This is a genomic window from Foetidibacter luteolus, assembly GCF_009650435.1.
GTDB lineage: Bacteria > Bacteroidota > Bacteroidia > Chitinophagales > Chitinophagaceae > Foetidibacter > Foetidibacter luteolus.
In genome coordinates this window covers 1-24660 of the sequence record NZ_VVIP01000056.1, presented here as the reverse complement: position 1 = coordinate 24660, position 24660 = coordinate 1, and the positions used below count along the sequence as shown (strand labels likewise).

Below are 24660 nucleotides of genomic sequence, written 5' to 3'. Positions count from 1 at the left end.
AAGAGGCCCCCGCAATTGAAGGGCCATTATGTAATTTTAAAGGCCCAGGTTTGCCCTGTATGTTGCCAACTGGTCAACCCCGGCAACACGCCACCTGTTGTTAAGAATGTCAATATCTACAATTTCTTCACCGTTGATTTCCATTTTATAGGCGGTAACATTCATTTCGCTTTCAGTCTCTACGTTGTCCTGCGCCTTGAAACCAAGTCCGCCGGTTTTTTTCCAGTTGCCGGTTAAGTATATAACTGCCGGCACCTGTGAAACCCTTGTGCCGCCTTCCCAGGTTTCAACAGAGGTTCTCACCATTATACGAAACGCGCTGTACACGTCATGCGTTTTCTTCATCACATCTTCGTATATCGCGTTCCATTTGAACTTAGCCGACATTTTTTGAAGGCCTGCCGGCAGTTCGCTTTCGCCTACCATACCCAGCGCCTTGTGATCGGACATTTTTGCCTGATACTCCGGCAGGGTAATTTCTTCGGCGCGGCCCATGTACGAGTTGCCATCCACGTAAACATTGGCATTGGTACACCTGTTAACCTTTATGCTCATTTTTAAAAAATTATATTAGTTGAAAAAGATTGTTTGCTATGCCGTTTGCTTATCGCAGGTTTGAGTAAAGCGAAATATCCAGGCGAGATAAGAAAGTAATTCTTTCCGCTGGCGTGGCGCCCATAAACTCAATGTCAAATTTTACATGGCCGTTGGCTAAATCGGGGTCCGGGTTGTTTGCCTTTTTAAACACTACGCGGGAGCCTTCAATTAATGCCCCGCGACCTACCAGAATCCCTATGAAGTTGTTGCCGGTCTGTCTTATGTCATCAATCAGAGCCATGTTAATAGGCCGGTCGGAGAACTGCATACACGCCTGTTCAAGGGATTCGTGTATTACGTCGGCAATGCGGCGCATTGAAATGAAGTTCTTAGGCGTCGTATTAACAGGAAATGAAGCGTTGCGGTTACCCCACGCAAGAAAGCCAGTGCCGAAGCTGTTAAATACAGTGGTTATACCGGCGGCGTTTAATATGTTTGTGTCGGCGGTATCGTCGTTAAGACTGGCAGAAATTTGTTTTTCAACGCCTGTGATACCGCGAATTGGTTTGTTTGATGGCGAAAACCAGTAGCCAAATTCCCGATCTGTAGCCGCCATTACACCGGCGTAAAATGCAGAATAGGGAAAATCTACCTGATCGCTGCCCGTAGCTTCGTCATAGGCCTTCAGGTAGGGATATAGAAGAATTGCCCTTTCGTCGGCAGTATTAAAGTTGGAAGATGAAGCGCCGCCGCGTGCGGCAATGGCATCGGAAACACTCATACCATAGGTGCTATCAAGTACGGCAACGCCGCGGAACTTATTAGCTGCCACCAGCATTTCCGCTGCTACAGCAGCAATAGCGCTATAGCCAGGAGCAATAAAAATTTTGGCGTTATAACCAAATTGATTGAAAGCAAGATCATAACACTTCAGCCCTGTTCTGGCGCCATTGCCCGCAACAGTACCATTAATAACCGCTTCTGTTATGGCTGCTGCGTTTAATTTTTTGTAAGCAAACTTGATTACAGTGCCATTAGCAATACGGCCTTTGATAACCTGGAAGTTTCCAAAATCATCTAAGGTGTAATCTGTGTTAAGCACAAAATCAGACGGCGAATCGTCAGGCTTAGAAAGCGTAACAGGGCCAATAGGAGCGCTTGCAAGCTTCAGCTTACCATCAGCAACAGTTTTGCTTTCAGCAGCTACAGCAGTTGTATGCGCCACGTTGTCAAAAACATTCACCACTAAAATCGCACCATTGCCCTGCGCAAGAATATGCGCTAACGACTGCGGTATATTGAAGCCCGGAACCTGAATGCCAAACTGCGCGGCATCCTGGGTATTCCGCACAAGAACAATTTTATTTTTGTCGCCTTTAGGAGCTATACCAACCAACCCCACAACGGCGGTCTTAACTTCGTTAACCGCAACCAACCCGTTATCAATTTCTATGGTTTCAACCCCGTGAATGAAATTAGTCGCCATTTGAATATTTGTTTTTTGATTTTAGAATTTCAAGTAAGCCGGATTCGATCAACTTCAAAATTTCCGGCTCGTTTGACGGGAGTAGATACACTTCGTCTTTAACAAAAGACACGTGCACTTCTTCGCCATTAATTTTTACAATCGTATGGCAGGGGTTAACCGCCGTATAAACATATTTTTTCATGCTTAGTTGTTGAATTGTTCTTCCCAGGATATACCCGACAATGGGCCACCAATAGCAGGCTCCGGCGTTTCATCTACCTGTACATTTAGCGTCTTACATTCAAACTCTAAATAAACCTGGTATTGGTTTTCTTCGACTTGTTGCCGGCCGTGCTTTACCGGTACCAGCCTTTCGGAGTTAGAAAGTTTGAAGCCAACTAAATACAGCTTACACAATTCAACCAACTTATAAACGCTTACGGGACCGCGTAGAGAACGCGCCAAAAAAGAAAGCCTGAATTTTACCCGTTCCGAAACTATTGAAACGTCCGTGCCCTGATCAGGGTCGAAGGTGCTATCTACGTGCTCAACTATAACCCTTCCGCGCTCAATGTCTTTTTCAACGTCCTGCGCGGCTTTTTCCGTGTCTGGTATTGCTACTGCCACAAATGAACCCTGCAAGCCTGCAGCAATAAGCTTTTCGTTAATGCGCGCCGCTATTTCCAATTCTGCTACTTCGTAATTCATTTTGTAACGAGTGTTGCGATAATGGTTCTACCGTCGTATTTTGCCTTAATTCCCTTCACAAAAAAATCTGTTGGGCCGTCCTGCGTTTCAATAGTAACCGTTTCAAGACTTCCGGCATTAACTGAAGACTTAAGACCAAGAAAAGTTCCTTTACGGTACTCCATGTAATAGGCATCTATTTCGTAGTCATTGTCACTAAGGCCAAACTTCTCGGTAGGCTCTTTAAAGAGAATTTGAGCGGTTTGCGTTTCGCCGTTTGGCTCTAATCCATATTCACCAAATTCGCCGGTAAATTCAGGGCTAAAAGCATCTTGCTGCGAAGGCGTCCAGAATGCAGGGTAGCCGAATGTTTGAGTAACAATGTCAAATGCTGTATTTTGTATGCCGTCAAAAATGTTACCCATGTTTCAAATAAGGCCCCATCTTAAGGGGCCTTAGTAGTTTAGTTGGCTAAAAGAATACTGCCGATTGTGTCGGCGCTTTGCGCTGTTGCATAAGCGTAGCCCGCAAATGTGTTGTTCGTTGCCGTTTTAGTAAGGCTGGTGCCGTCAGCTTTTAAATAAAGCTTATCACCAACAGCCCATGATTCACCTGTAGCTTTTGGAACATCGCTAAACGCGCCCTTAAGCTGAAGCGTGTACGCCTCGCCTTCAGCGGCGTCAGCCACCACTATCCCAACAAGGCTAACAATTGCAATGATGCTGCCACCAACTACGCCGCCAACGCCTGCAATTGGCTGTATTGAATCCCCGTTTGCGCGAAAATTTTTCATACTATTTTGTTTGATAGCCGGGCCATTTAAAGCCCGGCTGATTTTCTTAATTTTTTTTGACTTCTGTTAAACTAAAGGCATCAATTAAGCGCCTGGGTTCTTGTAAAATGGCCTGTGATCCCATGCCGCGGCGGCAAAGTCTAAGCGAGCTTTTGTTACAACGCAATCGTTGTTAAAATCTATTTCCTTGTCAACAAAAATGCCTTCTTCGCCTTCCAGGTAAGCATACACTAAGCCTTCGTTTTCCTGCATATCACCCGCCAAGTACCAGGCAGTAGCATTAGTTAAGCGCGGATTTGTAATAGGTGAAAGTTTCCCTGCCCAAATATTTACGTCGCCGGTTGTGCTCGCAACTATGCCCGTTAAAAGCTTTTCAACGGTAGTGAGTAATTCAATAGGCACAATAATATGTTTGGGCGCAATTGGCATTGGTTCACCAGCAAGGGTTTTTTGTTTCCACATTGCCACCCTTGCAGCGCTTAAAGTTGTTTCTGAAGGGGCTGCACCGCTACCGGCCAAATTGCCGTGGCTTGCGTGGAATAGGTTTACATTGTCAGGCGTTTTCGTAGTTCCGTTGGTAAGTAATCCCCAAACCATATCTGCCTGGAAATTAGCCGCGCCGCGGGCAATAAGAGAAGGCAACTTAGAAAATACGTCTAAGTCATCATTTATAATCGTCTGCCTTGTGATACTTACCTTCTTGCCGTAAGTCTTCAGTTTAATTTTTGCGCTTTCGTTTTCCAGAAATTTGCTTTCGGTATATTCCCCGCCTTGTGCGATTTCTTCAAAAGTTATTTTACCATCGTATGCAATACCGGTTTTTTCACGGAAATCTTTAGCGGTAATCTGCTTTGCAATCTGCTTCCACTCTACCGGTAACGCCTCGTAAGTTTTACGTATAGTGCGCTCTACGGTACTGTTTAACAGCAATGGGTAATCGGTTGTAGCAATGGCGCGGCTGATAAGTTCGTTAGGGCTGTAGCCGTAAGCTTTTTCGCCTTTTGCAATCAGGCAGGCGCGGGCCATATCCATCATGCTCATAAACCTATAATCCTGGGCTTTGCCTTCCAGCTTCACGCTGCCAGGGGTTGAACGGTGCAAAAGCGCATCGCTCATTGCCTTACGAGTGTTTTCCACTTCATCAACCACAATTGTTGCAGAAGTAACAGAAGCGTTACGAACTGCCGGTGTTGTGTCGTTCGCTGCCAGTTTTGCAAAAATTTCATTGCTTGCTTCTTCCAGTGTTACGCCTCTTTCGATAAGGTCGTTAGCAAATTCTTCGCCCAGCTTAGCGGATGCTACGCGGGTACGAATTGAAGCGGCGCGGATTCTTTCGGCCTTTACGGCATCGGCACGCACCTGTGCCGCATCAACAGCGGGCGCAACAGGAGTAGCAGAACGGCTACCAGCTTCCGGCTGTGGGTTTGTAGTAGTCTTCTCTACTACTTCTGTTTCTTTTTCCATATTTGAACGTACATTTTGAACGGGTGAAAGATTTTCTATGATTACATCGTGTGCAACTACTTGGCTGTCGTTGCGTATTTTGCTTCTAAAGTCCGCAGGTACAGGAGCTAAAGAAATTTCCATTGGCTCCCAATCGGTAGCCGTGTAATTAGGTATTGAGTTATCAGAAACAACTTCGCGGATATACTTGTAAACATTGTACCCGCAACTTATGGAGCGAATGATTTTTGCCTTTATATCGCCCCAAATTTCCTTCAGTTCTTCACGGGTAGAAAACATGATTTTAGCCCGGCAAACTTTGTTCTTAACGCTCCATTCAGTCACAATACCTAATTGACCCTTAACACCGCTCCACCGGTCGTGATTGTCAAGCAATGGCACAGCACCTTCATCAAGCCTTTCGCTCCTAATGTGCTCGGGAAGGCAGGAAAGAATTTCATTAAAATTTTCTTCCCAGGAACGGCGAAAAACCGGCGTTTCAGTGGCGAACGTTACTTCAAAGGACTTTTCAGCATCTGTGTCTACAATCGTGGCGCTATCAACTTGCGCACGAGTGTAAAAACGTTCATCCTGCTTTTGTGTGATTGTCTTATTACTCATTACGACGACGAATTACCGAAGACTTTTAGGGCACATTGAGACAAGATTGAGACAAAATCAAATTTCTTTAATAGTTACGCCATACATAGCTAACAAAAGCTTTGCTTTGAGCTTGAAAATTCCAGTCCTAAAGCCTTTGGCATCTTCAATAACACGATCGCCTTTTTTGGTTAGATAAACAAAGTCAGCAACGTACGTACAGACCTTTTGGCTGTTGATTACGATAGGAAACGGGACCTGAAGTTGCAGTGCAGAGATTTCACCGGCCTTTTCCAGGTAATACAAATCGGTATAACGTTTGGCCTCTTTGATAGAGGCAAACGTTATACCGTTCACAATGCACTTTTGATTTTTATACTTACTTTCCTTCTTTGCTTTGAGCGTTACCAGCTTCATTTTTAACAGGTGCGGGTTGTTTCAATGCAACTTCTGTAGCTGGGTCGGATTCGACTATTAAGCCAGCATCTTTAAACATTTTATTGGCCGCTTTAAGATCGGCTAAAATATCTTCGGGGTTGTACCCGTTTTCTTTTACCACATTTTGCCAGGTTGTAAAGCCACTGCGTACATTTAACCTTTGTGCAGAAATTTCTTTCATTGGGTCTATCATTTCCCGGCGCGGGGCAGTCCATAAACATTTGATTACCAAATCTTTATTTATTCCCGCCGCAATCTTTGCACCTTCAACAAACCAGGTAAAAGCCTTATCACAAAAGTGAGGAATGAACATGAGGTATTGCCAATATTCAACCGTCTTAGCAAATTCCAAAGCGCCCATTCTGCCGGAAGAAAAATTTACATTTGAAAGATCGCCGGTAAAGTTCTCGTATGTCAGGCCATACCCATTAGCTATAGCACGATGCTGTGTGCGGGTGAAGTCGGTGAAGCCGGCACTTACCGGCGTGCTGCCAAGTGTAACACTCTCGCCATTCCGTAAATAGTTTATTTGCCCAGGCTCCAAGCTCTCTATGTTTTCTTCTTCGCTTGCATTGTCCGGGTCAACGTCATTTTTTGTAACAAAAATTGGCATACAAGATTGCACTTTTTTGCCCAACAATTCAGCATCTTCATAGTCGTCTAAATCCCTTTGCTTTAATAACGTAGAAGCCGCAAAAGGTACGCCGCGAGTTTGGCCAACTCGTTCCACATCATAAACATGTATTATATCTTCAATCTTAACAAAGCTGCTTTGAGCGCTGCCGTCTGAAGGGTGGCGATCGAATATGTAGTAGCCTGAACGCTTGTTTTGTGCATCGAATTTAACGCCATACAGGGTATAACCACCGCCACTATCTTTATCGCTGTGCTTTGAAGTATCAATATAGTCCCCTTCCAAAAGCTTGATCTGAAAGCCGAACTTGTTAACATCGGTTTTAACCCGCTTTCTTATGGCTAAAATTTCTCCGGATGTTGCTATAGTTCGCATAGCGATGTATTGCAACCCGTAAAAATTAAAGTCCCCGTCATAATCACAGCTTAAATTTTCGGCCCATTCTTTCCAGGCGGCGGCTAATAATTTTTCTGTTTGTTCGCTAATCCCCGCGGCTACTACCTTGCCATCTTTTACTACCTGTACCACTTTTGGCGTAGGTATTATACCAGTACCTACAACATTGTTTGCAATGGAAACAGGCGCCTTTTTTGCGTACGGGTTGTTTATTGCCAAATCCCTGGCCCGGCCAACCAAAGTTTTGTGATCTTTGTTAATCAACTGGTTTACTGACGGATTTGCTTTTGCCATCCAACTGGCATGCCGGCGCCCGGCTGCAGCACCTTCATAGCGCCTAACCTGGCCATCCATCGCATGCATGCGGGCACGGTTTTGCACCCGCTGAAACCCGGCTTTCGGGTTTACATATCCGATAAGTTTGTCTATAAAATTCATTGTAAGCCTTTTGTAAATTGTGCATATTTCTTTCTTGTGACTTTTTTAAGCCCTAAATCAATTTGCATTTCCTCAATAATCTGTTTCATTTCATTGAGGGACCGGTAAATAATTCGTTTGTCTCCATACTCAACATGCGTTACACCCTGGGCGTAGGCGGCTGTAATTGCTGTGTATTGGGCTACTGTATATTGGGCCATTGTGCGGTAATTTGAAGTTGGTTATTAATGAATTGCACATTTGTAGTAATAAATTGTGCGTCAAGCTTTGATGCCAAATGCGTTATATGGTTCATTGCTCTACTTATTTCCGGTTGAACATGCATACGAGCCTCAATGTTTTGGGTGAGCCTCACAACGTGGGAATGTGATTTGTGCCCAAAAATTTTTGCAATGCTTGCATAAGTAAAATCCGTATGCTGCTTAACCAGATAATACAGTATAGCCTTCCGCTGGCTCTCTAACATATCTGGTATTGCGTTTGAGAAATACGAGCGATCAACTTCCCAATAAATGCATGCGGCATCTATTAGGCGCTGTTCAATCGGCTTTTGAAAAGCCTGATAAGTGATTTCCGCCATGATTTTAATTTTAGCGATTCCAGTAGCTGGACTTTGGTTTACTTTTTTGTGCAGGTTTTTTTGGCTGCGTAACTGTTTCTTTTATGGGTATGGCTGTTGCGAGCATTTCAGCTTCTTGTTTCCACCGGGATTCACTCCACCTATCCATACCAATAATGGAAGCGGCGGCACGGTTATAAACGCGCGTATCTAAGGGTTCGTTCCGATCGTACTTTTTAACCCATACTCTGTTTATATATCCCTTCCTGTTTCTTACGTCCTGTTGTATTTCAGCAGTAAGGCCACGGAAATAATTTGCGTCGCGGGCTTGTGGGAAGTAACAAAAGCCGTCCGGCACTTCGCCTGTATCAGGGTCTACCACTTGACGGAAAGTGTTGTACACTTCGGCCTTAATGAAAGACGAACCTACAAGCCATATTTTTTGCTTGCCTATTTTCTTACCATGCTTCACGGTATCTAACACCCTCGGCGGCGCAAAATAATTTTCTAATGTATCCTTGCCCTTAATTGGTATAACACGGGAAAATGAAAACTGCTTACACCATTTATACACTTCCGCGGTATTATAGCCGCTATCAATGACAAGCAGACGAAGCGGTAAAGCTGCGCCGTCCTCTCTTTCCCAAACTTCACTAACAACTTTGTTCAATTCCTGCCAAACATCGTTTTTATGGTTAGAGGTATTGCCCATGAATACCCTGTAATCTATTTGCTGGGTTTTCCTGCCAGGCATCCACCCAACAATTTCAAGTTCTAAACGGTCACCCTGTACGTCCACCCCGGCAGTAAGAAATACAACCTCTTTGAATGGTTTGTTAAGCGGGTAATCAATTCTGCGTTCGTAAAGCCTTTCCCATTCCGGCGCGTCCGTTTTTTCTTTCCACGTCTCACCAAGTACAGTGTTATAAAACAGTTTCAGTTTTGAATCGTTGCCCTGTGCATCATCCCATTGTTGGGCCACTTCAGCCCAGGATTTCCAACCCAAAGGACTATACAAAGCGTTAAGATGGTAACCAACTGTATATATACTTGCATTTTCCAGCATAGTGGCTTGCCATCTACCTGCTGAAAGCATTGTTGGCTTATACCTTTCCTCTATCAAGTCTCCGCAATGTTCACATTGGTATACAACTTCATCCCATTTTCGCGGCTCCCACTTCAGTTGAGAAAATTTTAAAGTCTGTTCAGCGCCACAATGTGGGCATGGTACATAATAATACCGCTGATCGGTTGTTTTAAAATCAGCATCAATAATGCTTAAGCCTTCAACAGTCGGCGTACTGATCTCAAAAATTTTCTTATTGTGAAACGTGGCCGTTCTTTGTTCTGCTAAACCTATGGGCGACCCTTCGCCTTCTACGTCCATTGGGTAGCCGTCCACTTCATCAAGCATCAAAAAACGAATGGGCATTGAACGCAACCCAGCCCCCGAATTTGCACCGGTCATAATCAAAACGCCGCCGGGAAATTCCTTTTGTAGTATAGTGTTGCCGCTGTTTTTTTTGGTATTAGGGCCAATCTTTTCACGCAAACGCGGGCTTGCTTCAATCATTGGAGCAATACGCATCTTACTGTTGCGCTCCATAGTATCTTGCGTTGGCATTACCAGCAGGAAAGAAGCCGGCGCCACGTCAATAACATAACCTAAGAAATTAAATCCAACCTCCGAAAATCCGATCTGTGCCCCTTTCATTACCACTATTTTACGGGTAATGTCGGTAACACTAAGCTTATCCATTATTTCTTCCAGGTATGGCGTACGGCTACTTTTATACGGGCCTGGCTCTGCCGCGGCTTTGCTATCCAGCACGCGGTGAGCGTTCGCCCATTCCGTAACAGTTAGCCGCGGTTCGGGTCGTAAGCCATCAATAAAGCCCTGAATTAAAAAAGCCATTCCTTTTAGAAATTCAAATCCAAATTTTCTGATGTGACTTTTTCAAGAGCCGTATATATTGCATTAGTTAAAACGTTGTGAGCTTCTGCACGCGATTTTGCTGCCCTGATATTGTCTATGCAGGTGTCAGGTATTAACGTAAAAGTTTTTCGAATTTCCTGGCCATAAGAAAACAGTTTTTTGTAGACTTCATCCCGGTTTACTAATTCACCTTCTCGTTCTTTAAGGTCTAAAGAAATTTGCCGGGCGCGTAAAATTTCACTTGCGCGGCGCGCTTCCGCATAAGTGGTTTTGTTTGTTAATGTAAAATCGCCTTCAGCGTTCGCCGGCAAATCTTGGCTTGGTGGATTTGGGGTTTCAGCGCTGCCGGGCAAAAACTTTTCGATGTTATTAATCATGTGAACACTTCCCCATTCAGTATTGGCATGCTCCACGATTATTTTACCCGCTTTAGCGTCCCAGCCCTTTTTTATTTTGCCTTCCCGTACGGCCTTGCTTACTGCTTCATTACTAACCTGAAGCCGGCGGGCGTATTCCCTTTGCGAAATTCTTTCTAATTGAGGCCTCGCCATAATTGACAGATTAGACCGGTTTTATTTTGGAGAAATGTTAAAGGCTCAAACCCTTTATCCGCCTACATTTGAGCCATTTCCGAAATTGACATTTAGGGCGCAGGTTGTCAACTATGAAAATTTCTGTATCTACCGAAGTTCTGCGCTTGTAGCCAACCGCATGCGACCCCCTTCGGAAGGACCCGCGCTTTCCCAAAATGGGAAAGCGAGTCCCAATATGAGACACTCGGCACTAACGCGTGCTCGTGGGCTTAATCTTGCCCAATCGGTAGTTTAATTCGTGCTGTAATTCTCTGGGCAGCACGTCGGCCACCTTAGATTGAATAGCAGAGAGAGAAGACTTATTGATGACTGCTGTATGCACTGACACTGAACTAAGGGACTGTATAGGTAAGTCGTTGCCCTTGTTCTTAACACGCTTATTTCTGCGCTCAAAGCCCCTGCTTGCGTACTTACCCCTACCAAACACAGATTTTATTTTAGGGGTCATAAATGCGAACGGCAACCGCTCCCGTTTGCCCTTATAGATTTCGAAGCTCACCCCGTTACCCGTATTTTTCCCCTTACGGGTACGGTCTCTAACACGCATTTCACCACGCTTTGTAACTCTTAGCGACTTTGTAGGGGTATCAAATTGAGGCGCAAATGTGGTTAAGGGCAATGTTTTTGCACCGGCTTGAATGTACGCTGTCAAAGTGTTGGAAGTCGAGGCCTTTAGGGCTACGGATTCGGTAAGGGCACGCTGGGGAATGTTGTAAATGCTGGCCACTTTTCTACGCGCCACGGTTCGCCCCTGCATCATACTTCTGTTGATGGCTCTGGACAAACCCTTGGCAAGCTGCTTTTGCGAAAGCTGCTTGCCAAGGTCTTTAAAGTCTTTAATTGCTTTATCGGTTTCAATCTTTATCATATCTCTAAAAGTTTGAATAGCCGAAATAAGAGGGATGCGATGTTGCAAGTATCGTTTTCAGTAACGGAATTTTATTTTAAGTTTATCCACACATTGTGAATATGTTGTTTTATATAAGAATAGAGAAAGATAGACGCGCTTACATGCCAAAAGTAGAACGGTTGCATTTTGACGAAGCAAACGAAAGTTACCGCATATCAGGAAGGAACAAATCAATAGTATTAGCAAGTAACAGGCCTTTGCTATGCAACAAAGGTCTTAAACATAAAGCGCCTACATGGTCGCTGATTGAGGGGACCGGCAGTAATATGAGCGTTTATGATAAGATTTTAGCCGCTTTGATGAAGGCTTTAGAATAAATCTTTTTTTATTAATTTTATTAAGTCAACTCCTAACCAGCAAAAAACAGTTTAAGTATGGCAGCAAATCGAAAAAAAAAACCTAATTCAAACAATACAAATCAGAGTAACACTAATCAGAAAAAGCCCCCAACGCTTCTGCCACCATCTATGAAAGAGCAAAACCCTGAACCACCCAAATTGCCACCTAAAAAGGATACGTTTTTAAAAAAATTTCTTCATTGGGGATTGCCTTGGATTCTTCCGCTCTTAGTTAGCTATTACTACTCATATAAAGCTGAAAAAAGGGCAGAAGAGCAAGCGCAAGCTGAATTAATTAAAGAACAAACCAATTTAAAGAATAACGCACCGAATTTCATAATCGCGGCTTCAACGCTTGTTCCAGTGAATAATGACACATTTAAAATAAGAACTGACTTTCAAAATATTGGTAGGAGAAGTGCTAAGTTTTCAAAAGTCACTGCCTATTTGGTTGATATGAATAATAACGTTTATGATTTTGCCCCAAGCTTGTCACCCGGACAACTAATAGCTGAAAAAGGCTTTTTCCCATTGTTCACAATGCACCTGTCCTATTGGTTAAAAGATGACTTCTATATATGCTATACAATTGAGGCAATTGATATTGAAAACGATAATAGCACACTTAACTTTTTTGACGCTTCTTTTTTTTCAAAAACTCTTTACAGACGTGGGGATAATCCGTTTGTTGGGGTGCAGAATGATGAAAAGAGGATTCAACTTGAAAAAAGATGTAGGGGACTTAAATAAGCAGCAATACCATCATTATCAATGAAATAATTTTACCGGTGCGAGAAGGTCGTACATATCTTCTTCCCGTAAATACATTCGCTTTCGCTTGTTTATCTTTTCAAAGCGCCTGGCGGCTTCATAATCGCGCTTGCAGGCCTTACAGGGTTGAAAATACCCAGGCCTGCCGGTACGCTTACTAAATTCGGTGGTGTCTTTATCTGCGTCGCACTTATTACAGTGAAGCAATTCTCCAGTTAAAGGCATTTGCCTCTTTTCTGCACCGTTCTTTTGGTAAGTACATGCGTATTTCACTTTACAGCTTATACAAGTGTTCTGCAGTTTGCCGTTGTCAGGACGTCTATAAAACTGTTTTAAAGATTTATTCAACTCACATTTAATGCAGACCTTCTTTGACATTAATTTTTTATTCTCTATTTTGTTTGAAATTCTAAGCCATGGGAGACGTCTTGCCAATTATCACTAATTATTTAAATCAGGTTTTAATAGGGTCCATATTTTTTTGCTCCTTGCATTTGCTTATTTTTTATAGAGGAAAGCTTGCAGCATTAAAGAAACGAATGATAAGTATTAATAAGCATGAAGCAATAATTATTCTTGGGTTTTCATTGGTATTCGGCGTCCCCTTGAATCAAGGGCAGATTTATTTCGGTGGGAAATATGCCAAAACAGTTAACGCAAAAGAAGATTATTTGCCTAAGGATTCACAATTATTGCGTGCACTTAAAGTCAACTCTCTCACCTACTTAAACTACAATATTGATAAAAATGACAATATTGAACCTTTCATCCTATTAGCGAGAGCTTATAATGAAAGGCATGCAAATGAATATCAAATAAAGAGCATGAATTACAATTCAAAGATTATTGGATTTTTATACCCTTTGGCCATACCCATGCTTGCACTTACAATCTCCACCATTGCAGTTAGAACAAAGAGTTACAGAATTTGGAACTTCAAACATACTTGCCAGAATGTTGGAATTTTCTTGATTGGTTTGGGATTTACTTGTTTAAGTTGGCACCTTGCAACCAAACAAAAAAAGGCATCGTCTATGGCTGTAATTACTCATTTTCAAGCGATTTGTTTAGATTCTTTAAAAAACAGAACTAATTAAATGCTGATTCTTTCTCATTCAATTTAAGCTTCCGAAACATATCAACGATGGCAAACCGGCGTGCAATGCTGTGCAATGCGCTTTCTTTGCTTGCGTCTTCTTCGTTGATGTGTTCAGGGCGTATAAACCGAAGCTTATTCGTTTCAATGTTAGTAGTGTAGTGCAACAATGCGCGTGTACGGTCTAAAACGGGGCTTACAAGGCCCAAAGACAAAAGATAGTCGTAGTAGTGAGCCGGGATGAAGTCAACCCGCAATTTGCCGTTTAAATAGTCGCAATAAAGTTCGTTTATGTACTGTTTTGTTATTTCGGCCACTTCTTGAGGCGTGGGCCGGTATTCCTGCAGCCGGGCTTTTATCTTGTCATGTTGCTCAAACGCAAGCTTTCTGGTTGCGCTTTCCAGGTATGAGCGAACGAAGAAAACAAAGCTTTTAACGTTCAGGCCAAAGTATTCCCCGTATTCGTCAAATACCCCCTTTGTAAGCGCTGTTTTTATTTCTTCAAGCGTTATCATAGGAAAACTTTCCGCCAGCTTCACATAAAAAGCTTCAGCATATAGGGCCAAGGTTTGCGGCTCTGACTTTTGGCCGGCAATGGTGTAAATGCTGGTTAGTATGGTAATAAGGTCGTTTAGAACAATACCGGGCTGTAGCTGCCTTATTTGGGGCTGTAATGCTGCCTGTACTATCTTTCTGTCTGTTGGTGGCAGGTATTGTACTACCTGGGTATTAGGGACCGTTAAAGCGGCTTTCTGTACAATTGCGGGTAAGTTCATGCTATTGCTTTTTTAAGCGGGTTTTCTTTCTTCCATTTCCTGTAATATTGTGCGTCGCACCAAATAGCCGGAAGGCCATTGATAGAGGCATATACACGTTTATTTATTTCATCTTTGGCAAGAACGTAGATTGTACAAAGCGTTTCGCGGTGGCGGCAGTTTCGCTTTTCTTTCACTAAGCCGCCTTTGTAATACTTTGTTTTTAATTGTATTTCTTTGAAAGTCATTACTTTTCTAATTCAATCATAACAGTGTGGCCACCGTAACAATTTTCGTCCTGTAATTCGTGACGGGCTTTACCTGGGTTTTGCTTTAAAGCCTGCCGTATCTGTTGGCGGATAACTGAAAGATGTACCATTATGTCTTTTTCGTCTTCGCAGTTGATTTCAATTTTTACCTTCATTTTTTAAATTTTTTTTTACTTTGGTAATCAAATTTTTTATTATGAATTACAGGAAATGCACCAACGTTATCGTACTTGACGGATGTCATCATCAAGATCATATTTACACTTATGATTACAAAGATTTCAGAAACCTATGTAAAACGTCAGGCTATTATGAATCAACAGGAGAAAACGAAAACTTTGAATTTTATAAATACACTACGAATTATATGGAGCCACTACAAACCGTAATCTTTTTCGATGAAAATGGCGCGGTCAATTTCGTAGTTCATTGTATAAAGGACCAAGAAACAGCCTTTCCTTTCCTTATGAAGTAAATAGGTCTATTCCATTTTTAAATGCGAATAAGAATTATCAGAGTTTATAACCCATTTTCGGGCTTTGTTGATATTAAGCTTATTGGCGTATGCCTTTATTACTTCTTCAGCGGGTATGCCGTCACGGGCGGCACTGTCGAACAGGCACATTATAGCGTCTGCGTATTCTGTAGGGTCTTTAGTTCCCGCCAAAATATTGTCTTGTATTTCGTCTAATTCTCCCTTAGCCTTTGATAGACTGCTGAGGGCCGTAGATTCGGGGAAAGTTGCCCGGCTCCATTTCATCCTTTTTCTTTCAAGGGTTAAAAAATCGTCTTCTGTTAAAATGGCGAGGTAAAATAAAATAGACATTGCGAGTAACGCCAAGGGGTGATGGCCAGCAAATCCTATGAGATAGCCTGTATAGAACGAAAGCACCGAAATGGCGAAAAAGCGAAGTAGTTTCATTGTTAGTTGATTTGAATAAACGGGCTGTTTGGGTTAAGGCCCGTGCTGATTAGAGAATTTTTTATGCAATCAATTTCCCTTTGTAGCTCCCTTAGCTGGGTTGCTTTATCGGAAAGCTGTTGCGTAAGTTGTAGGCGTATTTGGCCTATTGCTACCGGTGAGTAATTCCGGTTGAAGGAAATGAAAGGCAAAGCTTTAAGCGGGCGCTGCCATTCACTTTCTAAAATGATATACCGGCAATGACTGCATTTATGTACGTAGGTCCACCAGGGCCAGCTATGCAGTACCGTTGCAGCCTGCAACGTTTCACATTCGGGGCAAACTATTGTTTCAGTGTGCTGGTTCATAAAAGTTACTTTATTGGGCTAAACATGCCCAAAACGTTTTTAAGTCGCTTATTTGCGATTGCTATGTATTTTGGGTTTAGTTCTGTACCTATAAAATGCCTTCCCAACTTTGAAGCAACCAATGCTGTAGTACCGGCACCCATAAAAGGGTCTAATACCACGCCATCAACGGGGCATCCTGCCTTAACGCACAGTTCAGGTATTTCTTCAGGAAATGTTGCAAAGTGTGCATCAGGGAATTGAGCGGGCGCAATTGTCCATACATCGCGCTTATTACGCATACCGGTACACTGTTCTTTGTGTGTCATATTGTCCCAACGTTCATTGAAACCTTCATGCCGCCGGGAATGCCCCCTTTGCTTATCACTTAAAGGGCGAATACCAGCAACAACACCAATAGGCATACTTTTATTTGAGTGTTTCTGCCTTGCTTTTCTCTTAGCGGTGCCAGTCCCATCCAAATCATAAATACAAGGCTCTTTTATTGCATCAAAATCATAATAATACTTAGGGGATTTAGATAGTAAAAAAATAAACTCGTGTGAGCGCGTAGGCCTATCCTTTACGCTTTCGGGCATACAGTTCTTTTTAGCCCAAACAATATCACATCTTAAAAACCAACCTTCTGCACGTAAAGCAAAAGCCAACATCCAGGGAATACCGATAAGGTCTTTAGGCTTCAAATCGCCGGTAATTTTATTGGGCTGGTCCTTACATGCGACTTGCCCACCTAACGAACCCTTAAGGGTAGATTTCCTACAAGCTTGTTCTTCGCTACGCTTCTTTGGCCCAGCTGCATAACTATCGCCAATATTTAACCATAGTGTACCATCTTCCCGCAAGACACGCCTTACCTCACTAAAAACGCTTACCATGTTATCAATGTATTCCTGTGGCGTTCGTTCTAACCCAAGTTGCCCTTTTACACCGTAATCCCTTAACCCATAGTAAGGTGGCGAAGTGACACAGCAATGAACCGAATTGGCCGGCAATTCAGCCAACCTTTTTTGTGCATCCCCTTCGTAAATAGTATCTAATAATAATTCTTGCATCCTTCTGAATTTTACTTTTTTGATTGCTTTTCTTCAAACTTCCCGCATGCCTGCCAGCGTCCAGACCAATCATGATTAGGTGTATGGCCCGTGCATCCTGACTGCAAACATTTGGGGTAGCTTTTTGAATATGTGACGTAGTAGAAGAAAACGCATTGGCGGCATTTCTTACCCTCTACTTTGCCGTGTACGGCTATAAGGGTTTCGTGTGCAGCTTCAGATTTGCGTTTCTTAAGCTTGCCGTTAACAAGCTTGCCGGGTTTTATTTCGTTGCCGAATAAGTCTTGCATGTTTTACGCTTGCGCGGCATTTGCGCCGTACTTGTTCGCTAATATTTGGCGGGCCGCGTCGGCAGCATCCGCATTGTTTTGTATGGTTGTGGTCTTTACAGCCTGCTTGCTGGTTTGCGCTGTTTGCGAATTAGCTTCTTGCATTTTGAGGAAAATGCTTTGAATATGTTTCTCTATCTGCGCAAGGGAGAAACGCCCGTAAAACGAATCCTTTGCCACAAATTCGGCTATTGCCGCCCAGGTTCGCTTAACCGTTTCAAACCCGGCAGGCGTTAAGTAGTTTACTTTTTCAGCTTCACCGATTGTTTGGGCCAGTAAAAGCAGGGCGGGAAAATCTTTTGACTGTTGCACATGGTAGCGGGGCTGAAACTCTTTGAAGACGGCAACCATTTCAGGGACCAAAAAGACATTTTTTGAAACTTCGTTAGCTGCTGTACGGGTTTCTTCTTTTTCCCCCACACCCCCTATATCTTCTTTACTTGTATTTACATTTACATTTACATTTCTATAGTTAACTTTTTGTTCAGGTGTTTGTTGCGGCATTTGTTCTAACACTTGTTGAAACAAGTGTTGAATTGTGTTAGCGTCAAGTTCGCCAACATTGTCAAAGTCAATGTTTTGTTTTGCTAAAAAAATAATGTTTTCATCTTGGCATAAATGCTTACGAACGTACTTACAAAAAGCGCTGATTTTTCCAGCGTGGCCGCGCTTTTCTTTATAAACTTCTCTGTTCGCCAAAATTTGTTTTGCAAAAGCATTTGCTAACCGATTGTTGCCATTTTGTTGAAACTTATGCTTCAACACTTGTTCCCACACTTGTTGAAATTGTTGATACTCGCTAATGCGTACATCAGCCAAATTTGCAAGTTCTTCAACATCGTTCGGCAAGTCGCCTTTGTCGAATTGATGCAGTATAAGGTTAAGATACCAGCCGCGGCAATCCGCTTTCATTTCCTTTGTAGCAACAAACCATTTATCAATATATAGTAGTGCTGCGGGGTCTTTTGCCATGTTCTATAAATCCTTTGTAGCGTTAATGATGCTGTTTAATTCTTGCGCTTGCTGTTAATGTCTTCCCGGTAATTTATAGGCCGTATTGTGCCGCGTTTGGTCTTAAACATCTTATCAAACAGGTCCGCCCGGAAAACGCGCCCGCATGCAGTTTCATACCAGGTTACCCCGTCGTCATCGGTGCGCTCTATTTGAACCTTCGGCTTTACATGCGCCGGTACAGACGGGGTAAATTGTATAATACTACCGGAAGAAGTTTTAACTGTTGTTTTTGTCATCTAAAAGGAATTTGAGCGTATGACTTTTATTGATTTTATGTGAACCGTTAGAACGTCAGGGGAGCAAAGGCGGACAGATTGCACCGCAACCGCAAGGCCGTGGCGGTCCCATCCTTCAAGTAGTGTAAGTTCGTAGGGTGTTCTTTCCCCCTTTAAATTGATTGCGTCCAAATAAACGCGCCCCTGTTGTCCTATAAGTCCGTCTGCTATTTCTTTTAAGCCCGTAATCTTTACAGCCGTTTTGCTACTCATTATCTTCAGCCGTTTCAGTTATGAACTTCAGCCGGGCATACTCTGCTGCCAGAAAGCCGCCAGCGTGTGCGATACGTCCTAATTCATCCTTTGCAAGCATACGGGCAATTCTGGCCCTATTCCAGTCGTCCGGGAAGTCTGAAGGGTTTTCTTGCAGCAAGGCTATGGCGGCGGTTACCAGTGTGCCCGCAACGTTGTGTTTAACGTCGTGACTAAGCGTGTAGCTGTGCTTTACTATTTGCTCTGTACGCGCTTTGGCTATTGCGTCCACCCCGTCGCATGCCATTACTAAGTACGTTTCAAGTTCATCAGCAACGGCACGGGCTTTCTTATCATAGGGACCGGCTACCCGCTCCGCGGCCGCTAATACTGCCGGGTGGCTTAAGATGTTGTAGGCATCTTTTAAAAGTTCTTTTACTGTTTTGTTCATTGGTATAAGGTGTTAATGCTTAAAAATTACACTCTGGTATGAAGCGGGGTTTCAATACGGGCATTAGTGCGCTTAAGTATGTCGGCTATTTCAGCTTTCTTTTCTTCTTCAGTCATTGTTGCCGTGGTTTCGGTTCGCAACACTTCAGTTACAATCACAGAAACAATGTTTGCTTTAATTTCCATTCCAGTTGCCAAAGCTTTTATGCTACCTTGTTCACCTGGGCTAAAAATTCGTTCAAAGTATTCTAACTGCTGAAGGCCCTTTAATGCCCTTAGTGCTTCTTTTGCATCGCTGTGTAGGGCCTCTGTAGCTTGTAAGGGTGTATATTTCATTTACTTGCTGTTTATTACGTTTTCTAACTCTTTGGCCCTGTAACCACTTTCGTATGCTTTTTTGTAAGCATCTGCCGCCAGGTTAAGAAGGCCCATTAAATACAGGTATGGCCTTCCTTCAAACTTTTTAGATAAGTCCATGTTGTTAGTAAAAAAATCTTCTTTGGCTTGCAAGACTTCGTTAGCGGGGACTTCAATTTTATTCATTGGTTATAGTGTTATTGCTGATTGCGTGCTGTGAAAGTTTGTGCCCGCGTTCCCTTGCCCATGCGTCGTGTTCTTCAATCCAGTTGTTACAGGCGATACAAGAAGGCTCCCAATAAGTTTCATCTAATAGCAGTTCTATGCTTTGTTTCCCTTTCCTGTGGTTAACGCATTGTGAGAAGTAAGTGCAAACGGGGCTTTGTATGTTGCAAAGCGGATTATCTATGATGTATTGCTTTGCTTTGGGGCTATATTCGGTTTTATTGACTTTAGAACGCTTAAGGCTGTAACGCCGTATTTTGTAGGGTTTTCGCTCTATTGGTGAGCGTTTAAGTACGTAGGTTTTGCGGGGCTTTGTTTCCCGGCGGCAAGTATCGCCACAAGTAGGGTGCTTACATTTTTGCTTCTGCATACCCGCGGATAAACAGGTAAGCAATTATGCCTATAAGGGCGTATTTACCTAAACAGATGCAAGCAAGAAAAGCCAGGACGATATAAACAAACCAGTAAACGAAGCACCAAACACCCATTGCTAAAATGTAAAGAATATCTAATGCAATCTTTTTCATAATATGGGCAAAATAAAGGCCGGATAAAGCTGGTTTCCCGGCCTTTACTGATTTACTAAGTGATGAAATTTTGATTACTTGTTGATGATCGGGAAGGCTTTACAAAGCGCCAACTGCTTTGCTATGATTTCTTCTTTACGGACTTTTAAAAGGTCTTTTAATTCAACGCTTTCAAAATAAAACTGAACATTTGTGGCGCCAGGGTTGATACAAATTTCAACCTCGTACTTTTCTTTTGGCTGTCCCTTATATATAGGGGTGTTAAGCTTAAAAGTTAACGGCACCTGGGTGTTTACTGTACGATTAAACACAGCATTGAAGTTCCCGCGATTGTCGTCTTCTTTGTGAATGTTCAGGAATATATCAGCTTTGAACTTTTGAAAGGCCAATAACAGGTTTTGTTGCTCTTTTTCATCGGCAAAAAGGAACCGGTTAAACTTAATCAACTTTATCAGTTCTTCGCGGCTGTACATATCCCCGCTGTTAACTTCGAATATTTCAAGCTCTGACGCTTGGCTTAATGTTCCCTTTACTTTTGCACCGTAGTAGTTTTCCGGGTCTAACAGTAGTTCAATTTCCCCTTTTTCAACATCTACCAGTATTACGGCAATGTTGGCATCTACATGCTGCAGCCCGTGCAGGTCAGCTTTTTTTACCTCATTTTCGTTCAGTTCGCCGTTTTCATCTAAAGCCAGGTTAACAATTCGCTTATCAATAAAGCGCCCAACGCTTTCTATGTCACCTGAAAGGTTTACTACCTGCGGTTCTCTTATTACTTCCGCGGAGCCGGTACGGTAAACAATGTCAGGGTATTTGCCTTCACTGTCAGGCGAAAGGTTCATTAATAATTTGTCGTCCATGTGTAAAAATTGAATAGGTAAAAATTGTTATTGGTTTATGGCGGCTCATTGCTCGCCTTATTGATTTACTGCCCGTGCACCGTCCATTATGAACATGCGGCCCTGCTTTTCATTGGGTAACAGCCTGCGGGTTTCTATAATTTCCCCGGTTTCGTCTACCAGTTCCATCATACCGCTTTCATAGTTCGGCAGCTTGTAAACCGTTCCTGTTACCTCTCTGTGCTTCGTGCGTATCGCCTTAAGCGCCTCTTTCTTTTCCTCAATAAGCGGGGACATTGCGTCCTTATAAACCCGCTTTGCTTCGTTCAGAACTTCCGTTAACCGCGCCTGCTCAATGTCAATAGTGGCGTTACTATCCTTCAAATCCGTTATTTCCTCTGCTGTAAGCTGCCGGGTATATGTTTTCTTTTCCCACCCGTCGGAATTGTCTTCCAATATCTGCCGTATCTCGTCCGGCGTATGTTCGCCGTTCGCAAGAAAGTGTTTCATGTATTTAGTTTTTAAGTTGTGAATACAGGTAATCAATCTTTGCAGCCATAGCGTTAATAACGCCCATTATTTCGGCATTAAGGGCTACAGGGTATTGACCGGGGGGATAATTGGGAATAGCGTTGCCAAAAGCATCAGCAGTGAAAAAAGGTCCGTGGTTGTGTGGGTAAGGATGCACGTTAGGCAAAAGCAATTCTTTTACTGACAGCATTCTACCATCTAACGGTATTTCTTCAACAACGTGCGGCGTAACATCTTTAATTCCATCCGTTTGAAATGAGCCAGGCAAGTCAAGCTGAACTGCTGGGCCATTAAGCTTTGCCGCCTTTGCCTTTGTATTTTGGTTGTTTACTTGTTGGTATTCCTTCAGTGAAGCGTAAACTTCCGCTGCCAAAGCTTCGCAAGGCTCTTGTTTTTTCCATTTATAAACAGCGGTGGCATTTTCTTCGTATGCTCCTACCCTTTCAATAACCCCGGTTCTTTTGATAATAGTGCCAAAGGATGAAGTGATATTGAGCATACTAATTACCGCACTTAAGGAAAACGCCTTTTCGGATTTGCATTTGGTATATACAACGCTCAACGCTGTAGCTACTTTTGTTTTTAAGTCTTGTTTCATGGTGGTTATATGTGTTTATTGGGTGAATGCTTTGGGGTTATTACAAGGTCCCGAAACAAGGCAGCGAAGACAGGGACAAGCAGGCAGGCAACGTAAGCAATTGCAAAGCTGGCAATAACTGCTATTGGTAGCCATAAAGGAGCGAAGGCCATAACCCAGGTTAACGCAACGGCTTGCGCTGAAGCCAGGTATAGTACTAAAAGGGTAAACGTCATACCGGCGATGAATGAACATAATAAAAGAATGTGGCTCTTTTGCATCGTTGTAGTTTTTATGTGTGGTTTAAAATGGCAAGTCCTCAACATCGCCCGTTATATCGCCCGTGCTTTGTTGCGTTGCGGCCGCGGGCTGGTTGCTGGCGGCGCTTTCATTATTTTTTGGGGAGCCGCAAAGGGTTATGTTAGACACTTTCAGTGCAAAACAGGTACTTTGCCTGCCGTTGCTTTCATAAGTCTTAATAGAAGGAATGCCGTCAACGTAAACCTGTTGCCCCTTTAGAAGATAGTCGGCTATACGTAGTTTTTGCGTCCAGTATGCGCAGCTTATCCAAGTAGTTTCATTGACTTTTACACCCTGGGCGTTTGTGTAGCTGTGCGTGTGCGCTATATTGAAGTTTATAACTGATTGACCGTTTACATTGTTAATTATGGCATCCTTACCAAGATTGCCAATAGCAGACATTTTAAGCATGTATAAAAAGAATTGAGAAGTTTAAAAAAGCCCCGGCTTTACGCCGGGGTTGTGCTGGGGATTATGTGCCAAAGAACTACACCCGGTTTTGATGGGACCGGCAACCCTGGCCTTTCACGGGGGTGTAATCATGTGAGGTTCGTTAGGGCACAAGGAAACTTTACGCCCTTTGCGTCCTGAACTATTGCGACATTGTGAAAAACCGAAACAACAGTAATTTTGTCGCCCGCCTTGCCGTACACGTTTTTCTTAACGCCTACAACATCAGCCAGTAAATATTTTGTACTACCCTTTTCCATAGCCAACGTCTGTTCTTTCAGCTTCAGACATTGGGCCTACTACGCGGGCATAAGATTGTTGAGCATTGAAATAACCGCCGTAAAGCGCTCTTTTCGGCAACGGCTTATAGTGTGGGTGTAAGGGGAAAGGATTAGGAAGCTTTTGAAGTGCTGGCAAGATTTCGTGCTTAATCATTTCCGTGAAGTATTCCGTGCGTTGGGCTGCGTCAGCCGGGAGTATTACATTATAGTCTCTGTACCATTTTACCAGTGCGCCGAATTGCTCGGCGCATAAAAGCGTTTTATCTTCTTTGGGTACAAGCTTTAGCTTGAATTTCTCAATAAGGTGCAGGCTTTTTACCAGGTTGAAAAACGCGTGGGCTGCACCGGTATTGACGAACAATGAAACCATGTAGAAATTGTTTTCATCTACTAAATGTAGCTTCATTATTTCGCCGTATTGGGACGGCTTAAAAGTGATGTTTACTAAGTGTGCTTCGATTTCTGTGAAGCTGTAAACTTTCTCATTGGCATGCGTTGGCCTTTCGCTGAAACTTCCATGTTTCAGGTTTAGGAAAAATTTTTGCGACATTGGTTATATGCTTTTATTGGGATTGCTGAATTGAAGGGCGGTGTAGAAACAGCCGCCCGTTGTGAACTGCTTATCAATACTAATAACGTTATCTATTTTTTTGCGGGGCGGCTCTTATACATCGCGTATGCTAAACTCAATATCATTGCCACTGCGATTATTGCAAGCACTACCGTTCCGGCTGTTTGTTCTGTGTAGATTAGTTTCATGATTTGGTTGTTTTTATAGATTTAGAAATTGATTGCTCATTTCAAAAGGAAGTGCGTAAAGGCTTCGCGCTTACGTTGCTTCAGGGTCTTTTTTTTAGGGTTAACCAGGTTTGAAGATTCGCCCCCGGTTAACCTTCTTTCCGCTTCCTTTAAAACGGATATGCCTTTATTATTGAGGAACGGCGCAAAAGAGTTTCGCATCTCTCTTATTTCTGCTATCAGTTCCGTATTGGTTAACTGGTCTATCATACCCGTATAGCATTTATTTCTGCTGTACGTTCATTTATGCGGGTGCCCAAAAATTTCAAAAGCTTGTTGGCAGTTGTGAGGCTCCTTATGTCACCGTTTATGTACCTGCTTATAGTGGCCCGCGTAGTTTGCAAGTGGTCAATAGCGGCCTTTCTGTCTTCAGCGGAAATGTTCACCCGCATTTCTGCGAAAGCGCTTTTATACATTTCCCTTTGTGGCCCTATCTTGTTCATTATCAACTTATTTATTACCTTACTATTGCAATTCTTGTATTTTGATGTTATGTTTGTAACATGACAAGACAAAAGTAACCAAAATATTGT

General features: G+C 43.0%; 34 protein-coding genes. 3 read left to right on the top strand and 31 right to left on the bottom strand.

The features are described from left to right. Nucleotides 1-36: 36 nt before the first annotated feature. The 14 genes from F0364_RS17365 to F0364_RS17300 form a co-directional block, all read right to left on the bottom strand. Nucleotides 37-555 (bottom strand): phage major tail tube protein, encoded by a 519-nt coding sequence (locus tag F0364_RS17365; RefSeq protein WP_153799074.1) that lies wholly within the window; start codon nt 553-555, stop codon nt 37-39. Between the two features lie 49 nt (nt 556-604). Further along, entirely contained in the window at nt 605-2023 is a 1419-nt protein-coding gene (locus tag F0364_RS17360; RefSeq protein ID WP_153799073.1) for a phage tail sheath family protein, read from the bottom strand. Further along, complete coding sequence (locus tag F0364_RS17355) at nt 2013-2207, bottom strand: hypothetical protein (RefSeq protein ID WP_153799072.1); 195 nt, start codon at nt 2205-2207, stop codon at nt 2013-2015. The genes F0364_RS17360 and F0364_RS17355 overlap by 11 nt, the downstream gene beginning before the upstream one ends. A 2-nt stretch (nt 2208-2209) precedes the next feature. Further along, nucleotides 2210-2713: a Gp37 family protein gene (locus F0364_RS17350; protein WP_153799071.1), complete on the bottom strand. Its 504-nt coding sequence runs from the start codon at nt 2711-2713 to the stop codon at nt 2210-2212. Further along, nucleotides 2710-3117 (bottom strand): hypothetical protein, encoded by a 408-nt coding sequence (locus F0364_RS17345; protein ID WP_153799070.1) that lies wholly within the window; start codon nt 3115-3117, stop codon nt 2710-2712. Before F0364_RS17345 ends, F0364_RS17350 begins: the two co-directional genes overlap by 4 nt. Nucleotides 3118-3155: 38 nt before the next feature. Further along, nucleotides 3156-3485 (bottom strand): DUF2190 family protein, encoded by a 330-nt coding sequence (locus F0364_RS17340; RefSeq protein ID WP_153799069.1) that lies wholly within the window; start codon nt 3483-3485, stop codon nt 3156-3158. Between the two features lie 84 nt (nt 3486-3569). Next, on the bottom strand, nt 3570-5549 hold the full coding sequence (locus F0364_RS17335) for a prohead protease/major capsid protein fusion protein (RefSeq protein ID WP_153799068.1): 1980 nt from the start codon (nt 5547-5549) through the stop codon (nt 3570-3572). Between the two features lie 57 nt (nt 5550-5606). Then, a complete protein-coding gene (locus F0364_RS17330; protein ID WP_207632736.1) occupies nt 5607-5885 on the bottom strand; it encodes a DUF1064 domain-containing protein in 279 nt (92 codons plus the stop codon). 22 nt (nt 5886-5907) lie between these two features. Continuing rightward, complete coding sequence (locus F0364_RS17325) at nt 5908-7350, bottom strand: phage portal protein (RefSeq protein ID WP_262885390.1); 1443 nt, start codon at nt 7348-7350, stop codon at nt 5908-5910. Between the two features lie 80 nt (nt 7351-7430). Next, nucleotides 7431-7634 (bottom strand): phage head-tail joining protein, encoded by a 204-nt coding sequence (locus F0364_RS17320; RefSeq protein ID WP_153799065.1) that lies wholly within the window; start codon nt 7632-7634, stop codon nt 7431-7433. Next, a complete protein-coding gene (locus F0364_RS17315) occupies nt 7616-8014 on the bottom strand; it encodes a hypothetical protein (protein WP_153799064.1) in 399 nt (132 codons plus the stop codon). Before F0364_RS17315 ends, F0364_RS17320 begins: the two co-directional genes overlap by 19 nt. 10 nt (nt 8015-8024) lie before the next feature. Beyond that, the gene (locus F0364_RS17310) at nt 8025-9908 is read right to left on the bottom strand and encodes a phage terminase large subunit family protein (RefSeq protein WP_153799063.1); all 1884 of its coding nucleotides are present in this window, start codon (nt 9906-9908) and stop codon (nt 8025-8027) included. Nucleotides 9909-9913: 5 nt separating this feature from the next. Further along, the gene (locus F0364_RS17305) at nt 9914-10480 is read right to left on the bottom strand and encodes a hypothetical protein (protein WP_153799062.1); all 567 of its coding nucleotides are present in this window, start codon (nt 10478-10480) and stop codon (nt 9914-9916) included. 232 nt (nt 10481-10712) lie between these two features. After that, nucleotides 10713-11390: a phage tail protein gene (locus tag F0364_RS17300; protein WP_153799061.1), complete on the bottom strand. Its 678-nt coding sequence runs from the start codon at nt 11388-11390 to the stop codon at nt 10713-10715. A gap of 143 nt (nt 11391-11533) precedes the next feature. On the opposite strand from F0364_RS17300, the gene F0364_RS17295 reads away from it, so the two are divergent. The 3 genes from F0364_RS17295 to F0364_RS17285 all read left to right on the top strand — a co-directional run bounded on the left by F0364_RS17295 (nt 11534) and on the right by F0364_RS17285 (nt 13638). Then, nucleotides 11534-11749: a hypothetical protein gene (locus F0364_RS17295; RefSeq protein ID WP_153799060.1), complete on the top strand. Its 216-nt coding sequence runs from the start codon at nt 11534-11536 to the stop codon at nt 11747-11749. A 57-nt stretch (nt 11750-11806) separates the two neighbouring features. Continuing rightward, nucleotides 11807-12520: a hypothetical protein gene (locus F0364_RS17290; RefSeq protein WP_153799059.1), complete on the top strand. Its 714-nt coding sequence runs from the start codon at nt 11807-11809 to the stop codon at nt 12518-12520. 437 nt (nt 12521-12957) lie between these two features. Then, nucleotides 12958-13638 carry a hypothetical protein gene (locus F0364_RS17285; protein WP_153799058.1) on the top strand — a complete coding sequence of 227 codons (681 nt, stop codon included), beginning with the start codon at nt 12958-12960 and terminating at the stop codon, nt 13636-13638. Here the strand turns inward: F0364_RS17285 and F0364_RS17280 are convergent. The 17 genes from F0364_RS17280 to F0364_RS17195 all read right to left on the bottom strand — a co-directional run bounded on the left by F0364_RS17280 (nt 13631) and on the right by F0364_RS17195 (nt 24570). Then, the gene (locus F0364_RS17280) at nt 13631-14413 is read right to left on the bottom strand and encodes a hypothetical protein (RefSeq protein ID WP_153799057.1); all 783 of its coding nucleotides are present in this window, start codon (nt 14411-14413) and stop codon (nt 13631-13633) included. The genes F0364_RS17285 and F0364_RS17280 overlap by 8 nt on opposite strands. Next, nucleotides 14410-14640 carry a hypothetical protein gene (locus F0364_RS17275; RefSeq protein ID WP_153799056.1) on the bottom strand — a complete coding sequence of 77 codons (231 nt, stop codon included), beginning with the start codon at nt 14638-14640 and terminating at the stop codon, nt 14410-14412. The genes F0364_RS17280 and F0364_RS17275 overlap by 4 nt, the downstream gene beginning before the upstream one ends. Then, the gene (locus F0364_RS17270) at nt 14640-14816 is read right to left on the bottom strand and encodes a hypothetical protein (RefSeq protein WP_153799055.1); all 177 of its coding nucleotides are present in this window, start codon (nt 14814-14816) and stop codon (nt 14640-14642) included. Before F0364_RS17270 ends, F0364_RS17275 begins: the two co-directional genes overlap by 1 nt. Before the next feature lie 326 nt (nt 14817-15142). Continuing rightward, nucleotides 15143-15583, bottom strand: coding sequence for a dATP/dGTP pyrophosphohydrolase domain-containing protein (locus tag F0364_RS17265; RefSeq protein WP_153799054.1), 441 nt, complete (start codon nt 15581-15583; stop codon nt 15143-15145). A 352-nt stretch (nt 15584-15935) separates the two neighbouring features. Further along, a complete protein-coding gene (locus tag F0364_RS17260) occupies nt 15936-16982 on the bottom strand; it encodes a DNA-methyltransferase (protein ID WP_153799053.1) in 1047 nt (348 codons plus the stop codon). A 293-nt stretch (nt 16983-17275) separates the two neighbouring features. After that, on the bottom strand, nt 17276-18283 hold the full coding sequence (locus F0364_RS17255) for a DUF1376 domain-containing protein (RefSeq protein ID WP_153799052.1): 1008 nt from the start codon (nt 18281-18283) through the stop codon (nt 17276-17278). Nucleotides 18284-18805: 522 nt separating this feature from the next. Beyond that, nucleotides 18806-19243: a hypothetical protein gene (locus tag F0364_RS17245; protein WP_153799050.1), complete on the bottom strand. Its 438-nt coding sequence runs from the start codon at nt 19241-19243 to the stop codon at nt 18806-18808. Between the two features lie 26 nt (nt 19244-19269). Further along, a complete protein-coding gene (locus F0364_RS17240; protein WP_153799049.1) occupies nt 19270-19578 on the bottom strand; it encodes a hypothetical protein in 309 nt (102 codons plus the stop codon). After that, nucleotides 19579-19785, bottom strand: a complete 207-nt coding sequence (locus tag F0364_RS17235; RefSeq protein WP_153799048.1) for a hypothetical protein — start codon at nt 19783-19785, stop codon at nt 19579-19581. Next, a complete protein-coding gene (locus F0364_RS17230) occupies nt 19778-20194 on the bottom strand; it encodes a hypothetical protein (protein WP_153799047.1) in 417 nt (138 codons plus the stop codon). The genes F0364_RS17235 and F0364_RS17230 overlap by 8 nt, the downstream gene beginning before the upstream one ends. 231 nt (nt 20195-20425) lie before the next feature. Next, nucleotides 20426-21211: a hypothetical protein gene (locus F0364_RS17225; RefSeq protein WP_153799046.1), complete on the bottom strand. Its 786-nt coding sequence runs from the start codon at nt 21209-21211 to the stop codon at nt 20426-20428. 57 nt (nt 21212-21268) lie between these two features. After that, the gene (locus F0364_RS17220) at nt 21269-21700 is read right to left on the bottom strand and encodes a hypothetical protein (RefSeq protein WP_153799045.1); all 432 of its coding nucleotides are present in this window, start codon (nt 21698-21700) and stop codon (nt 21269-21271) included. A 4-nt stretch (nt 21701-21704) separates the two neighbouring features. Then, nucleotides 21705-22319: a hypothetical protein gene (locus F0364_RS17215; protein ID WP_153799044.1), complete on the bottom strand. Its 615-nt coding sequence runs from the start codon at nt 22317-22319 to the stop codon at nt 21705-21707. A gap of 282 nt (nt 22320-22601) precedes the next feature. Then, a complete protein-coding gene (locus F0364_RS17210; protein WP_153799043.1) occupies nt 22602-23009 on the bottom strand; it encodes a single-stranded DNA-binding protein in 408 nt (135 codons plus the stop codon). A gap of 285 nt (nt 23010-23294) precedes the next feature. After that, nucleotides 23295-23735, bottom strand: coding sequence for a hypothetical protein (locus F0364_RS17205; RefSeq protein WP_153799042.1), 441 nt, complete (start codon nt 23733-23735; stop codon nt 23295-23297). 389 nt (nt 23736-24124) lie between these two features. Next, nucleotides 24125-24337, bottom strand: a complete 213-nt coding sequence (locus tag F0364_RS17200) for a hypothetical protein (protein ID WP_153799041.1) — start codon at nt 24335-24337, stop codon at nt 24125-24127. Then, entirely contained in the window at nt 24334-24570 is a 237-nt protein-coding gene (locus tag F0364_RS17195; protein ID WP_153799040.1) for a hypothetical protein, read from the bottom strand. Before F0364_RS17195 ends, F0364_RS17200 begins: the two co-directional genes overlap by 4 nt. Nucleotides 24571-24660: the final 90 nt, after the last annotated feature.